We start from the raw sequence: 12,815 nt of genomic DNA on the forward strand, positions 1-12,815 counted from the left end.
ACGGGAGGACGATACTTTAAACCGCGTGACCGCCCTACGTTCGGGCAATGAGACCATCGGACCTCGACGGCCTCCCCGCGGGCGTCACGGACTACCTGGAGGGGGAGGGAATCGAGGAGTTCTATCCCCCGCAGGAGGAGGCGGTCGAGGCCGGCGTCACCGAGGGCGAGAGCCTCGTCGCGAGCGTTCCGACCGCGAGCGGGAAGACCCTCATCGCACAACTCGGGATGCTGTCCGCGGTCGAGCGCGGCGGAAAAGCCCTCTACATCGTTCCGCTTCGAGCGCTCGCCGGGGAGAAGGCCCGGGAGTTCGAGGCGTTCGAGGAGTACGGCGTCTCCGTCGGCGTCTCCACCGGGAACTACCAGAGCGACGGCGACTGGCTCGGCTCGAAGGACATCATCGTCGCGACCTCGGAGAAGGTGGATTCGCTGATTCGGAACGGCGCGGACTGGGTGGACGACCTCTCCTGCGTGGTCGCGGACGAGGTCCACCTCGTCGACGACGCGCACCGCGGCCCGACCCTGGAAGTGACGCTCGCGAAACTCCGCCAGCGCGTCCCGTCGCTCCAAGTCGTCGCACTGAGCGCGACGGTCGGGAACGCGGACGAGCTCGCGGAGTGGCTGGACGCCGAACTCGTGGACTCCGACTGGCGACCCATCGACCTCCGGACGGGCGTCCACTACGGCCAGTCGCTCCACCTCGACGACGGCAGCCAGCGCGAACTCAGCGCGGACGGGAACCGGAATCAGACGAGCGCTCTCGTGGAGGACACGCTCGACGACGGCGGGTCGACGCTCGTGTTCGTGAACTCGCGGCGGAACGCCGAGTCCGCGGCGGGGCGGCTCGGGGACGTGAGCCGGCACCACCTCGACGGCGACGAACGCGAGGCCCTCCACGACATCGCCGAGGAGATTCGGGGCGTGAGCGACACCGAGACGAGCGACGACCTCGCGGACGCGGTGGAGCGCGGCGCGGCGTTCCACCACGCCGGACTCGCCCGCGAGCACCGCGAACTCGTCGAGGAGGCCTTTCGCGACCGCCTCGTGAAGGTCGTGTCGGCGACGCCGACGCTCGCCGCCGGCGTGAACACGCCGAGTCGGCGCGTCATCGTCCGGGACTGGCAGCGCTACGACGGCGACGCTGGCGGGATGCAGCCGCTGTCCGTGCTCGAAGTCCACCAGATGTTCGGGCGCGCGGGCCGCCCCGGCCTCGACCCGTACGGCGAAGCCGTCCTGCTCGCGAACACCCACGAAGAGTTGGAAGAGCTGTTCGACCGATACATCTACGCGGACCCCGAACCCGTGCGGTCGAAGCTCGCGGCCGAACCCGCGCTCCGCACGCACGTCCTCGCCGCGGTCGCAACCGGGGTCGCGCGGAGCCGCGACGGCCTCCTGGAGTTCCTCTCCGGGACGCTGTACGCGACGCAGACGGACGACCCGGAGCGTCTGGAGTCCGTGACCGACGACGTGCTCGACTACCTCGTCGCGAACGACTTCGTGGAGCGCGACGACGGCCTCGAAGCCACGTCGAGCGGCCACCTCGTGAGCCGGCTGTACGTCGACCCGATGAGCGCCGCGGAACTCATCCACGGCTTGGAAGACGCCGACGACCCGACGCCGTTCGGCCTCTACCACCTTGTCGCCCGCACACCCGACCTCTACGGACTCTACCTCCGGTCCGGAGACCGCGAACAGTACACGGAAGTGGCGTACGAGCGCGAAACGGAGTTCCTCGGGCGGATGCCGAGCGAGTTCGAGGAGAACGAGTGGGAGGACTGGCTCGCCGCCACCAAGACCGCGAAACTCCTCGAAGACTGGGCGAACGAACTGGAGGAGGACACCATCGCGGAGCGCTACGGCGTCGGCCCCGGCGACATCCGCGGGAAGGTCGAGACGGCGGAGTGGCTGTTGAACGCCGCCGAACGCCTCGCCGGCGACCTCGGGTACGGAAACACGAAAGCCGTTCGGGACGCCAGAAAGCGCGTGGAGTACGGCGTCGGCGAGGAACTGCTCGACCTCGCGGGCGTGCGGAACGTCGGCCGGAAGCGCGCCCGCCGACTGTACGAGGCCGGCATCGAGACGCGCGCCGACCTCCGGAACGCCGCGAAACCCGTCGTCCTCGGCGCGCTCCGCGGACGCCGCCGAACCGCCGAAACCGTCCTGGAGAACGTCGGCCACGAGAACCCCTCGATGGCGGACGTGCGCGCCGACGCGGACGCCGAGGCCGCCGCCCGCACCGCGGACATGAGCGACGAGGACGGCCAGGCGAGCCTGGGTGACTTCGAATGAGAACCGTCGAGGGCCGCGTCACCGTGGCGGACGTGGACGCGTTCGTCGAAACCCTGCGCGCCGTCGGGGACGACCACGACTGCGCGGTGCAGGCGTTCGACGCCGCGTACGTCGCCGGCCGCCCCCACCTCGAAACCGCCGTCCGGCACGCGAACCGCTCGTTCGACCGCGGCGAGAACGTCGCGCGCGACCGCGCCGTCGAAATCCTCCTCTACGCCGCCGGCCGCCGACAGATCCGTCGCGCACTCGAAATGGGGGTCGCGGAGGGGGAGACGGACGCCGTCATCGTCGTGGACGGCGGCGACGAACCCGCCGCCGTCGACGAACTCCGACCGCTCGTCGACGAACGCGACACCCTCGACTCGCTCGACGAACCCGCACTCACCGACTTCTTCGACATCTCCGACGCGGAACGCGCCGCGACCGACGCATCCCTCACGGACCTCGTCCGCGAACGCGTCGCCCTCCTGGACGTCGAGAAGTAGCCACCACGGTTTTTGACCATCGCGTCGAACATCCGACTATGAGCCGAGACGACGTCACCGACAACGCACGCGAGCGACAGCACGAACGCACCGAACGCGTCGAAGAGACCCTCGAAGCCGTCGACGCCACGCTGGACGGCCTGAGCTACCCCACGAACCCGAGCGAGATGAAAGCCGTCTACGGCGAAACCGCGTCGGAACTCCCGAACGAAACCGAATCCCTCGGCGACGTCTTCGACCGCCTCGAAGACACGGAGTACGAAACCCACGAGGACGCCCGCGAAGCCGTGCTCGGCGAACTCACCGGCGCCGCCGGCCGCGAACACGGCGACGAGAACGAGTACAACCCCGAACGCGAACTCGACGCGCTCGAAGAACAGGAGTCCGAGAAGTACGGCGAGAAGTGAGTTCCAGTCGAAACGGCGCCCGCGGAGAGCGGACGCGTGTCTGACGGACCCAGGACACCGTCTCGAATGTGAGACGCGAGAGAAGTAGTCCATTCTGGATTCGAACCAGAGTCGTTGCCCCCAGAAGGCAACAGGATTGGCCAGCTACCCCAATGGACTACAGTTGAATGAATGGGTCTCGAATTTATTAGCCTTGCGAAGGCGGTTCGGTCGCCCCCTACGGGAACCGCGTTCGTGCATACTCCGACACCTATTTTTGCGTGGTGTGGGCACGTTTTCGTATGTACGTTGGTCGGTTCGTGGTCGTCGGTCCGGGTGTCGGCGCGTATCGAGTGTCGTCGCGGTCGTTCCCGAATCGGACGGTTGTGGAGCGCGACGGCCTGTTGACGGTCGTGCCGACGGCGGACGCGGCGGAGACGGAGAACCCGTACGTGTCGTACAACTGCGCGCGGGAGTCCGGGGGGCGCGCCGTGGTGGGGAACGGGTCGCACGTCGACCCGATCACGGAGAAACTCGACATGGGGTATCCGGCGCGGGACGCGCTCGTGTCGGGGTTGTTCTCGCTGGACTACGAGAAAGACGACTACGACACGCCCCGCATCGCGGGCGTCGTGGGTGCTGACGAGGCCTTCATCGGTATCGTGCGGAAGGACGCGCTGCTCGTACGGTCGGTCGCGGAGCCGACGCTCGTCGCGACGTACGAGAAGGACAGCCCGGAGGCGTACGCGCTCGACGCCGACACCGCGGCGGGGGCGGCGCGCGAGGTGCTGGACGCCGGGTTCGAGCACGCGGTGTGCGCGGCGGGCGTCACCGTCGGCGACGAGGTGTCGTTCGCGTTCGCCGATAGCGAGTAAGGGCTGGCGGTCGAAGGGGCGGGTATGCGAGTCGGCGTGATTTCGGACGTGCACGCGAACAGGGTGGCGCTCGACGCCGTGTTCGAGGACATGCCGGACGTGGACGCGCTCGTCTGCGCGGGCGACGTCATCGGCTACAATCCGTGGCCAGCGGCGTGCGTCGACGCGCTCCGAGAGCGGGACGTGCCGACGGTGATGGGGAACCACGACCGGAAGATAGTCACGGGGTCGAACTTCCACGGGAACGGGATGGCGAGCGCGGGAATTACGCACGCGAAGCGCGAACTCACGGACGACCAAGCGGAGTGGGTTCGGGGGTTGCCGCGCGAGCGCGTGCTGTTCGACGGTCGACTGAAGGTCGTGCACGACCATCCGACGCGCCGAGACCACTACACGTACCCCGAGCAGTTCTCTGGCGACCTCCTGGAGGAAGAAGACGTTCTCGTCCTCGGCCACACGCACGTGCAGGCGCACGAGACGTTCCCGGAGGGCGTCGTCCTCAATCCGGGGAGCGTCGGCCAACCCCGTGACGGCGACCCACGGGCCGCGTACGCTCTGGTGGAGTTGGCGGACGGGGATGCGGACAAGGACGCGGACGCGGATGTCACGGTAGAAGAGCGCCGCGTGGAGTACGATATCGAGTCGGTGGCGGACGCGGTTCGGAACGCTGGGCTTCCGGAGTCGACGGCGAGCCGCCTCCGAGAAGGACGCTGAATCGGTACACTGAGGCGGCGGGCGCGACTTCACCCGGTATGAGCGAGTTCGACTCCTTCGGCCTCGGAACCTACCAACTCACGGGCAGCCAATGCGCTGACAGCGTCGCTACCGCGCTCGACGCGGGCTACCGGCACGTCGACTCCGCGCAGAGCTACGGGAACGAGGGGTTGGTTCGACGCGGCATCGAACGCAGCGGCGTCGATGGAGACGACGTGTTCGTCGCGACGAAACTCTCCACGGACAACCTCGAATACGAGGACGCCGTCGACAGCGCGCACGAGTCCGCCGCGCGCCTCGGCGTCGACAGCATCGACCTGCTCTACGTCCACTGGCCGCTCGACACGTACAGCGAGACGGAGACCATCGACGCCCTGAACGACCTGCACGCGGACGGCGTCGTCGACCGCATCGGCCTCTCGAACTTCCGGCCCGACCAACTCGACGCCGCGCTCGACCGCCTCGACCCCGAGCTGTTCGCACACCAAGTCGAATGCCACCCGCTTCTCCAGCAGGACGAGCTGCGAGCGTACGCCCGCGAGCACGACCACGGGCTCGTCGCGTACTGCCCAATCGCCCGCAACCAAGTCGCCGACGTAGACGTGATTCAGGAGATAGCGGACGCGCACGACGCGACGCCCGCCCAGGTGAGCCTGGCGTGGCTCGACGGCCTCGAAAACGTCGCCGCGGTCCCGAAAGCGACCTCGACCGACCACATCACCGAGAACCTCGAAAGCCGAGACGTTACGCTCACCGACGACGAGATGGCGCGCATCGCCGACATCGATGAGAAACACCGCATCGTCGACTTCGACGCCGCGCCCTGGAACGAGAGCTAGGGACGGACGACGACCGTGTCCGCGACCCGGTCGCCCAAGCGTTGCTTCCGGTCCGACGCCACGACGGAGACGATGCCGACGAGGTAGAACACGGGCAGCACGTCCACCAGACGGAGAGCGTTCCGCACGGTCGCCGCGCGTAACGACAGGTCGCCGCCGTCCGCCGCGACCACCCGAATCGCCACGAGGTACTTCCCGATCGTCTGCCCGTACCGATACTCCAGCAGCACGTGGTACTCGATGGACAGCACGAGCCACAGCAGGAACGCCACCTGCGCCGCCAGCCCCGACAGCTCCGCGTCCGCGGACGCCCCGGTCACCTGCACGTCCCCCGTCACGAACCCAACCGCGTACACCGCCACGAACAGGAACGCGAACCACACCACAGAATCGACCGCCAACGCAACCCCGCGAATCCCGACCCCACACTCCTCGACGTCGGTCTCAGCCATTACGCGACCCACGGCGAAGAGACGGAAAGTCGTTTCCACACGAAACACCGGAGCGGTCGCACACTGGGTTGACCGCAGACGCGGATTTCGGCGCCGCCCGCTCGCGGGTCGTTCCTCCCCGCTCGCGTGTTCGGAGAGGGCTTCGCCGTCTCCTACTCCGCGAACAGTTCTTGAATGATATCGAGGACGTCGTCGCGGTCGTTCCAGTCGACGAAGAGCGCGACGGAGGTGGCGGACGTGATGACGTCGTGGAGGTTGATGCGGGCGTCAGCGATGGGGTCGACGATTCGCTGGATGACGCCGGGCTGGTTCGGGAGTTCGCCGCCGAGCACGCGGATGACGGCGACGTCGTCGGAGACGGTGACGCTGGAGAGCGTGTCGTCCTCGATGACCTCGCGGTGGAGGACGTTCTCGGCTTCCTCGGCGAGTTCGGCGTTCACGTAGAACGTCATCGAATCCATGCCGGAGGCGACCGCGTCGACGTTGATGTCGGCCTCGGAGAGCGCCGTAGAGAGCCGAGACATGATGCCGGGTTTGTTCCGCATCGCGCGGCCCGCGACGGTGAGGCACGCGAGCGGCTGTTCGCGCATGTCGATGATGTTCTCGAACCGGCCCTCGATGCGGGTGCCGCCGGAGAGCAGGTCGCCGTGCTGGTAGTGGACGACGCGGACTTCGAGGTCCTCGTCCTTGTACGAGAGCGCGCTCGGCGCGACGACCTCCGCGCCGCGGAAGGAGAGGTTTCTGAGTTCGTCCACGGTGATTTCGCCGACGTTCCGCGCGCCCTCGACGACTCGTGGGTCGCCCGTCATGATGCCCTCCACGTCGGTGACGATGACGACTTCGTCCGCGTCGAGGTATCGGCCGAGCATCACGGCCGTGGTGTCGCTGCCGCCGCGGCCGAGCGTCGTGACGTTCCCCTCCAGGTCTTCCGCGAGGAAGCCCGTGATGACGGGAACGGCGTCGTCGAGTTCTTCGGCGAGCGATTTTGCGCGCTTCTGCGTCTCCTCGATGTTGACCTCGCCGCGGCTGTTCGTGACGACCGGCCAGTCCGGATGGCCGGGTTCGAGGAACACCGCGTTCACGCCGCGGGACGCGAGCGCGGCCTTCAGCATTCGAACGGACGTGCGTTCGCCCATCGAGACGATTTCCGCGCGGTCCGCGGACTCCGCCTCGAACGTGATGTCGTCGAGGAGTTCGTCCGTCGTATCACCCATCGCGGACGCGACGACCGCGACCTCGTGGCCCGCGTCGACGGCGGCGGCGATGGAGGCGGCGGCGCGCTCGATGCGCTCCCCGCTTCCGAGGCTCGTTCCGCCGAACTTAGCTACGACGCGCATCGCGACGCCTCCACGTGACTCAGAGCGTTCATAGCCCGTGGTTGCGCGGGCACGAAGATAACGGCTTCGTCGCACGGAACTTTTGCCCGTGTACACGAACGGTCACGTATGCACGTCAGGGAGGCGGTCGAAACGGACAGGGTAGGGATTTCGGACCTGTTGGGCGAACCCGCGGGCGTCGCGGACCGCCTGCTACGCGAGCGCACCGTCTCGGTCGCCGTTCGAGACGAAACCGTGGTGGGTGTCGTCGCGTTCGACGCCGACAGCACCACGGTGCACGTGACGCGACTCGCGGGCGAGCGCGACGCGATGACGCGACTGCTCGACGAGCCGCTGGCGTTCGCCGAGACCGAGGGGCTTCCGGTGGAACTCCTCGTCGAAGAATCAGCAGATAGCGTCGCGTTCGCAGTGGAAACGAAGGGGTTCGAGAACGTGGGACCGGGACCGCGGTTCGCAGGCGAGAAGACGACCCGATACAGGTACGATTAGTCCTCCTCGCGCCAAGACTCGGGGACCTCGATGACGTACCGGCCGTTCTCCTGGAGCGCGATGATGTACTCCTCGCGGTCGTACAGCTCCATGAGGTTGAGTTCGTACTGCCCGGGCGCGACGACCTTGATGGACTCGAACTGACTGTTCAGTTCCTGGCGGAGTTCGTCCATATCGGGCCGGTCGTCCGACTCCGGTTCCTGCACCACGCGACCCTCACGTTCGGGTTTCGGCGGCAGGTCGTCGGAGGTCACCATCTCCGAGCGCGCGTCCGCCTGCGCGGTGTCCTCACGGTCCGCGTCCACCGCCTCAAGGTCTTCTGGAATATCGCGGTCCGCGTCCGCCGCCTCGCTCGCGGTTTCTACGTCACCGGTCGCGGAATCGGTGTCACTGGTCGCCGATTCGATGTCACCGGGTACGGGGTCGGCGTCGTCGCTCGACGCGTCGGCCGTTGTGGCGTCCGCCGACGCGGTGTCCGTTTCGTCATCGGAGTCGGGGTTCTCGCCGGGCCAGGCGTCGGGTTCCTCGCTGTCGGACGACGAGGAGAGTGTGTCGCGGACGCTCGCGGCTGCGCGGCCGACCGCGGACGTCACCGACCCGCTATCGGGTTCTGGCGGCTCCGGCGGTTCCGCGGACTCCTCGGGGTCGTCGGGCGCGGCGTCGGGATGGAACTGGAACTTGTTTCCGCCACACTCCGGGCAGCCCGACAGCATGTCCTTCGAGCCGTCGGGGAACGTATGCCCGCAGTTCGTGCACTGGTGGGGCATCCTAGTCGCGGGAGACGAGCGCGCTGATGAGGGTGTCGTCCTTGTGCAGCGACTTTATCTGGTTCGCCGGTCCGATGACCGTGAGCTTCGAGGACTCGTTGTTCCCCATCAAGCGATTGAGGAACCCGCCGTTGTTCGTCTCGGAGCGCGGGAACGACTCGATTTCGATGCCGGAGAACCCATCAGGATTGATTTCGCTCATCGTCACTTCGATGAGCTTCGACTCCTCGTCCGGGCTCAGGCCGCGTTCGAGCACCACGATGTTCCCGTCGTGGACGCCGTCGAGAATGAGCCGGATCTTCTCCATCGAGGTCTTTCCCTCCATCCGCTCGCCGCTGATGAAGTCGATCTGCACGCCGTCTTCGTGTTCTATTTCTGGCATCCTGTGTCACCCGAATTTTGTCGCAATCTCGTCGTACACTTCGTCCATGTTGTCGCCCTCCAGTGCGGAGAGCGGGAGGGTGTCGTGCTGGGGGAACGCGTTCTTGATGCGCTGGATGTTCGCGTCCTCCAGGTCGGTCTTGTTCGCGAGGATGAGAACGGGAAGGTCCCGGCTCTCGATGATGCCGATGAGCATCGTGTTCACCTGCGTGAACGGGTCCGTGGTCGCGTCGAGCACGTAGATGACGCCGTCCACGTCCTCTCGCAGCCAGTGCATCGCCTCGGCGACGCCCTCGGTCGCCTCGCGAGACCGACGAACGGCCTCGTCCTTCTCCATGCCGTGCTCGACGAACTCCTCGTAGTCGACCTTCGTCGCGACACCTGGCGTGTCGACGATGTCGATGCTGACGGTGCGGCCGTTGCGCTCGATTTCGACGTTCTCCTTCCGGCGCGCGCGCCGGGTTTCGTGTGGAACGTGACTCTCGGGGCCGATGGCGTCACCGGTCCAGTCGCGCGCGATTCGATTCGCGAGCGTCGTCTTCCCCGCGTTGGGTGGTCCGTATATCCCGATGCGCTTGGCTTCCTCGCCGTCACCGGCGAAGAGCTTCGCCGTCACACCGGAGATGCTGTCTTTGAGGTCTGCGAACAGTCCCATCCTTGGCTCTCCTACGCACCCCCATACGTGTAAGGCTAACGCAGAACTCGCACTCCTACGGCCGATATCGCGTCAGACGGACGGCATCCGGGCGGTTTGTAGAAGCGAAACGAAGGGGTTCAGCTGGCCCGGTGAACACGACCACCTGGGACAGGGCGGGAGCCCATCCATAGCGACTGGGTGAGAGCCCTCCCGATTGCCCCCCACCCCTCTGTTTCGAGTGGAACGGTGGAGAACGGTGGGTGGGCTGGGCGGAGAACGAGCGAGAACTCCACTAGAAACCAACACAACACCTATCCAAATTTCTCTTACTGTTGCAGTACGGTTTTGGTTGTTCCGTATCTTACTTAGTTCTTTCTCGTGTCTAGCGACCTCGTCGCAACCCCACCCACCCCATCACCCATCTCCACCCGAAACGAAGGGGTGGGGGGGTCCGACCCGTCCCACACCAGGACCCACCCGTTTCAGGTGGAACCGACTATAACTCCTCACTATCGGAACGTTGCACTCCCCTCACGCGCTCCCGCTCTCCGACTCCTCGGGGCTCCGTTCCGTTCAGTTACCGGCTCGTCTGCGATTGGATCCAATCGTTCTCCGAATACTCTTCACCACGCGAGAATTTCCTGATGAACGGTCGTCAGCGCTCGACGTTCTGCGTCCGCACTTTCTCCGAACGAAACGCTCGTGCCGCCTCGGTTCTCCAACTTTCTCGTCGTCCCGCCTCTCTTGTCTTCGGTTATCTCCGCTCTGTCTGTCGATTTCTCGTGGTATCCGCGGAGTCTGCACGCTGGACCGAAACTTATTAACTCCTGTACTTTCCATTGTTTCATCTGCATCAACTGCATACGCCTCACGGGCGGCCACCGTTATTCCGGCGGCAGGGTCTCACTTACGCCGGTTCTCGCTGCCTCGCGGGCATCTCCACCTGAAACAGAGGGGTGAACGATTCAGATATGGATGACAACACACCGGCGGACGACCGACGCACGGCGCGCGACTTCGACGTGGAGATCGACGACGTTCTCGACGAGGACGCCGAAGACGACGAGGACGGCCTCTTCGACGACCTCCTCCGCGGCGAACCCATCTTCGAGAACAAAGAAGTCCTCCGCCCCTCCTACACCCCGCACGAACTCCCGCACCGGAACGAACAGATCAACAACATGGCGACCATCCTCGTCGCCGCGCTCCGCGGAGAAACCCCCTCGAACATCCTCATTTACGGGAAAACCGGCACCGGAAAGACCGCCTCCGCGAAGTTCGTTAGCCAGGAACTCGAAAAGACCTCGCGGAAGTACGAGGTTCCCTGCGAGGTCGAGTACATCAACTGCGAGGTCACGGACACCCAGTATCGCGTGCTCGCGCAGCTCGCGAACACGTTCATCCAGCAGAACCGCGAGTTCGTCGACGACCGCGTGGACGAACTCGAAGCCCTCGCCGAACGCGCCCGCGACGACCCGCCCGCACTCGATGACACCGAGTTCGACTCCGTCGAGGAAGTCGTCGAACGCGTCGACTCCCTGCTCGACGACCGCGAGGAGATGGAGGACGTTCCGATGACCGGATGGCCGACTGACCGCGTGTACACGGAGTTCTTCGACGCCGTGGACTACGTCGAACGCGTCGCCGTCATCATGCTCGACGAAATCGACAAACTCGTCGAGAAATCCGGGGACGACACCCTCTACAACCTCTCCCGGATGAACTCCGAACTCGACAACTCACGCGTCTCCATCATCGGCATCAGTAACGACCTGAAGTTCACGGACTTCCTCGACCCCCGCGTCAAGTCCTCCCTCGGCGAGGAGGAAATCGTCTTCCCGCCCTACGACGCGAACCAGCTCCGCGACATCCTCGAACACCGCTCGGAGACGTCGTTCAAGGCGGACGCGCTCTCCGAGGACGTACTCCCGTTGTGTGCGGCGTTCGCCGCGCAGGAACACGGGGACGCGCGCCGCGCGCTCGACCTCCTCCGCACCGCGGGCGAACTCGCGGAACGCGACCAGGCCGACATCGTCACCGAATCCCACGTGCGTCGCGCGCAGGACAAGATCGAACTCGACCGCGTCGTCGAGGTCGTCCGCACCCTCCCCACGCAGTCGAAACTCGTCCTCTACGCCATCCTCGTCCTCGAAAAACACGGCGTGCACAACATCAACACGGGCGAAGTGTACAACATCTACAAGCGTCTCTGCGACGAGATCGACGCCGACGTGCTCACCCAGCGCCGGGTGACCGACCTCATCAGCGAACTCGACATGCTCGGCATCGTGAACGCCGTCGTCGTCTCGAAGGGCCGCTACGGCCGCACGAAAGAAATCAGTCTCTCCGTGCCCGTCGAGGAGACGGAAGCCGTCCTCGAAGCCGACTCTCGGTTGGGGGACGTGGAGAACGTCACGCCGTTCGTGCAGGCGCGCTTCGACAACGAGTAACCTCGAATACCTGTTCTACGAGACGAGTTCGGTCACCGCTTCACCGACAGTGGCCTCGCCGGAGAAGATGAGGCGAACGTACCCGAGCCACGGCACTCGGAACTGCGCGCGCCCCTGCACCCACTCTGGCTTGACGGGACTGCTGATGCCGTTCACCTGGTCGTAGTACTGGTTGTTGTCGCCCTTCGTGACGAACCCGGCGTGGGGCGCGGGACAGTTCGATATCGCCGCACAGCTGTTGCCGTCGACGTACTCGGGGTCGGCTCTGTCGTACCAGTTCTCGCCGTCCGCGACCCAGAACCGCGCGCGGTGGATGATGGGGGTGGCGCCGCTCCGGCCGTCGCGCTGGTAGACGAGCACGTCGCCGTAGCCGCCGAAGCGCTGGTAGTCCACGTCTTCGGCTATCTCGTGGGTGATGACGCCGGTGTCCGCGTACCCCATGTCGCCCGCGAACCGGTGTTCCTCGACGACGAACACGAGGTCGCCGCGCTGCATGTGCGGCTCCATGCTCCCGGATTCGACGGCGACCAGCGGCGGCCACAGTCCGCTCACGCTGAACAACAGCATGCCGACGAGGAGGACGGCGAGCGCGCTCGACACCATTTCTCGCAGGAACACGACGAACTCGTTGTTCGTCCGGAACACCCACCGGACGGCGTCCGTGGGGCTTCGTCGCGGGTCCGGCGCGTCGTCGTCGGCCATACAGAACGGACGA

At 65.9% G+C, this 12,815-nt stretch carries 14 protein-coding genes; 8 read left to right on the forward strand and 6 right to left on the reverse strand.

The window, feature by feature from the left end:
* Nucleotides 1–47 precede the first annotated feature (47 nt).
* The 6 genes from ACOZ4O_RS07880 to ACOZ4O_RS07905 all read left to right on the forward strand — a co-directional run bounded on the left by ACOZ4O_RS07880 (nt 48) and on the right by ACOZ4O_RS07905 (nt 5,587).
* Nucleotides 48–2,288, forward strand: a complete 2,241-nt coding sequence (locus tag ACOZ4O_RS07880) for an ATP-dependent DNA helicase (protein WP_424524758.1) — start codon at nt 48–50, stop codon at nt 2,286–2,288.
* On the forward strand, nt 2,285–2,773 hold the full coding sequence (gene cgi121, locus ACOZ4O_RS07885; protein WP_424524759.1) for a KEOPS complex subunit Cgi121: 489 nt from the start codon (nt 2,285–2,287) through the stop codon (nt 2,771–2,773). Before ACOZ4O_RS07880 ends, cgi121 begins: the two co-directional genes overlap by 4 nt.
* Before the next feature lie 38 nt (nt 2,774–2,811).
* Nucleotides 2,812–3,180, forward strand: coding sequence for a hypothetical protein (locus ACOZ4O_RS07890; protein ID WP_424524760.1), 369 nt, complete (start codon nt 2,812–2,814; stop codon nt 3,178–3,180).
* Nucleotides 3,181–3,461: 281 nt separating this feature from the next.
* Nucleotides 3,462–4,034 carry an IMP cyclohydrolase gene (locus tag ACOZ4O_RS07895; RefSeq protein WP_424524761.1) on the forward strand — a complete coding sequence of 191 codons (573 nt, stop codon included), beginning with the start codon at nt 3,462–3,464 and terminating at the stop codon, nt 4,032–4,034.
* Between the two features lie 24 nt (nt 4,035–4,058).
* On the forward strand, nt 4,059–4,748 hold the full coding sequence (locus ACOZ4O_RS07900; RefSeq protein ID WP_424524762.1) for a metallophosphoesterase family protein: 690 nt from the start codon (nt 4,059–4,061) through the stop codon (nt 4,746–4,748).
* Between the two features lie 38 nt (nt 4,749–4,786).
* On the forward strand, nt 4,787–5,587 hold the full coding sequence (locus ACOZ4O_RS07905; protein WP_424524763.1) for an aldo/keto reductase: 801 nt from the start codon (nt 4,787–4,789) through the stop codon (nt 5,585–5,587).
* Here the strand turns inward: ACOZ4O_RS07905 and ACOZ4O_RS07910 are convergent.
* Together ACOZ4O_RS07910 and ACOZ4O_RS07915 are read right to left on the reverse strand one after the other, a co-directional pair.
* Nucleotides 5,584–6,039, reverse strand: coding sequence for an RDD family protein (locus tag ACOZ4O_RS07910; RefSeq protein WP_424524764.1), 456 nt, complete (start codon nt 6,037–6,039; stop codon nt 5,584–5,586). The genes ACOZ4O_RS07905 and ACOZ4O_RS07910 overlap by 4 nt on opposite strands.
* Nucleotides 6,040–6,191: 152 nt before the next feature.
* A complete protein-coding gene (locus ACOZ4O_RS07915) occupies nt 6,192–7,376 on the reverse strand; it encodes an aspartate kinase (protein ID WP_424524765.1) in 1,185 nt (394 codons plus the stop codon).
* Nucleotides 7,377–7,484: 108 nt separating this feature from the next.
* Between ACOZ4O_RS07915 and ACOZ4O_RS07920 the strand changes: the two genes are divergently transcribed.
* Nucleotides 7,485–7,865, forward strand: a complete 381-nt coding sequence (locus ACOZ4O_RS07920) for a hypothetical protein (RefSeq protein ID WP_424524766.1) — start codon at nt 7,485–7,487, stop codon at nt 7,863–7,865.
* Here the strand turns inward: ACOZ4O_RS07920 and ACOZ4O_RS07925 are convergent.
* From ACOZ4O_RS07925 to ACOZ4O_RS07935, 3 genes are read right to left on the reverse strand one after another with little or no spacing between them, the layout of a single operon-like run.
* Complete coding sequence (locus ACOZ4O_RS07925; RefSeq protein WP_424524767.1) at nt 7,862–8,632, reverse strand: OapC/ArvC family zinc-ribbon domain-containing protein; 771 nt, start codon at nt 8,630–8,632, stop codon at nt 7,862–7,864. The two genes, ACOZ4O_RS07920 and ACOZ4O_RS07925, sit on opposite strands and share 4 nt — an antisense overlap.
* Nucleotide 8,633: 1 nt before the next feature.
* Entirely contained in the window at nt 8,634–9,014 is a 381-nt protein-coding gene (locus ACOZ4O_RS07930; protein ID WP_424524768.1) for a DUF2073 domain-containing protein, read from the reverse strand.
* A 6-nt stretch (nt 9,015–9,020) separates the two neighbouring features.
* On the reverse strand, nt 9,021–9,668 hold the full coding sequence (locus ACOZ4O_RS07935; RefSeq protein ID WP_424524769.1) for an Era-like GTP-binding protein: 648 nt from the start codon (nt 9,666–9,668) through the stop codon (nt 9,021–9,023).
* 953 nt (nt 9,669–10,621) lie between these two features.
* Here ACOZ4O_RS07935 and ACOZ4O_RS07940 point away from each other — a divergent pair.
* The gene (locus ACOZ4O_RS07940; RefSeq protein WP_424524770.1) at nt 10,622–12,100 is read left to right on the forward strand and encodes a Cdc6/Cdc18 family protein; all 1,479 of its coding nucleotides are present in this window, start codon (nt 10,622–10,624) and stop codon (nt 12,098–12,100) included.
* Nucleotides 12,101–12,115: 15 nt separating this feature from the next.
* Here ACOZ4O_RS07940 and ACOZ4O_RS07945 read toward each other — a convergent pair whose 3' ends face one another.
* A complete protein-coding gene (locus ACOZ4O_RS07945) occupies nt 12,116–12,802 on the reverse strand; it encodes a S26 family signal peptidase (RefSeq protein WP_424524771.1) in 687 nt (228 codons plus the stop codon).
* Between the last annotated feature and the right edge of the window lie 13 nt (nt 12,803–12,815).

The organism is Salarchaeum japonicum, assembly GCF_049705945.1.
In the GTDB taxonomy this organism is placed as follows: Archaea; Halobacteriota; Halobacteria; order Halobacteriales; family Halobacteriaceae; genus Salarchaeum; species Salarchaeum japonicum_A.

Coding starts and splice junctions, on each gene's coding strand:
- ACOZ4O_RS07880 (WP_424524758.1), top strand. CDS start 48: ATGAGACCATCGGACCTCGACGGCCTCCCCGCGGGCGTCACGGACTAC.
- cgi121 (WP_424524759.1), top strand. CDS start 2,285: ATGAGAACCGTCGAGGGCCGCGTCACCGTGGCGGACGTGGACGCGTTC.
- ACOZ4O_RS07890 (WP_424524760.1), top strand. CDS start 2,812: ATGAGCCGAGACGACGTCACCGACAACGCACGCGAGCGACAGCACGAA.
- ACOZ4O_RS07895 (WP_424524761.1), top strand. CDS start 3,462: ATGTACGTTGGTCGGTTCGTGGTCGTCGGTCCGGGTGTCGGCGCGTAT.
- ACOZ4O_RS07900 (WP_424524762.1), top strand. CDS start 4,059: ATGCGAGTCGGCGTGATTTCGGACGTGCACGCGAACAGGGTGGCGCTC.
- ACOZ4O_RS07905 (WP_424524763.1), top strand. CDS start 4,787: ATGAGCGAGTTCGACTCCTTCGGCCTCGGAACCTACCAACTCACGGGC.
- ACOZ4O_RS07910 (WP_424524764.1), bottom strand. CDS start 6,039: ATGGCTGAGACCGACGTCGAGGAGTGTGGGGTCGGGATTCGCGGGGTT.
- ACOZ4O_RS07915 (WP_424524765.1), bottom strand. CDS start 7,376: ATGCGCGTCGTAGCTAAGTTCGGCGGAACGAGCCTCGGAAGCGGGGAG.
- ACOZ4O_RS07920 (WP_424524766.1), top strand. CDS start 7,485: ATGCACGTCAGGGAGGCGGTCGAAACGGACAGGGTAGGGATTTCGGAC.
- ACOZ4O_RS07925 (WP_424524767.1), bottom strand. CDS start 8,632: ATGCCCCACCAGTGCACGAACTGCGGGCATACGTTCCCCGACGGCTCG.
- ACOZ4O_RS07930 (WP_424524768.1), bottom strand. CDS start 9,014: ATGCCAGAAATAGAACACGAAGACGGCGTGCAGATCGACTTCATCAGC.
- ACOZ4O_RS07935 (WP_424524769.1), bottom strand. CDS start 9,668: ATGGGACTGTTCGCAGACCTCAAAGACAGCATCTCCGGTGTGACGGCG.
- ACOZ4O_RS07940 (WP_424524770.1), top strand. CDS start 10,622: ATGGATGACAACACACCGGCGGACGACCGACGCACGGCGCGCGACTTC.
- ACOZ4O_RS07945 (WP_424524771.1), bottom strand. CDS start 12,802: ATGGCCGACGACGACGCGCCGGACCCGCGACGAAGCCCCACGGACGCC.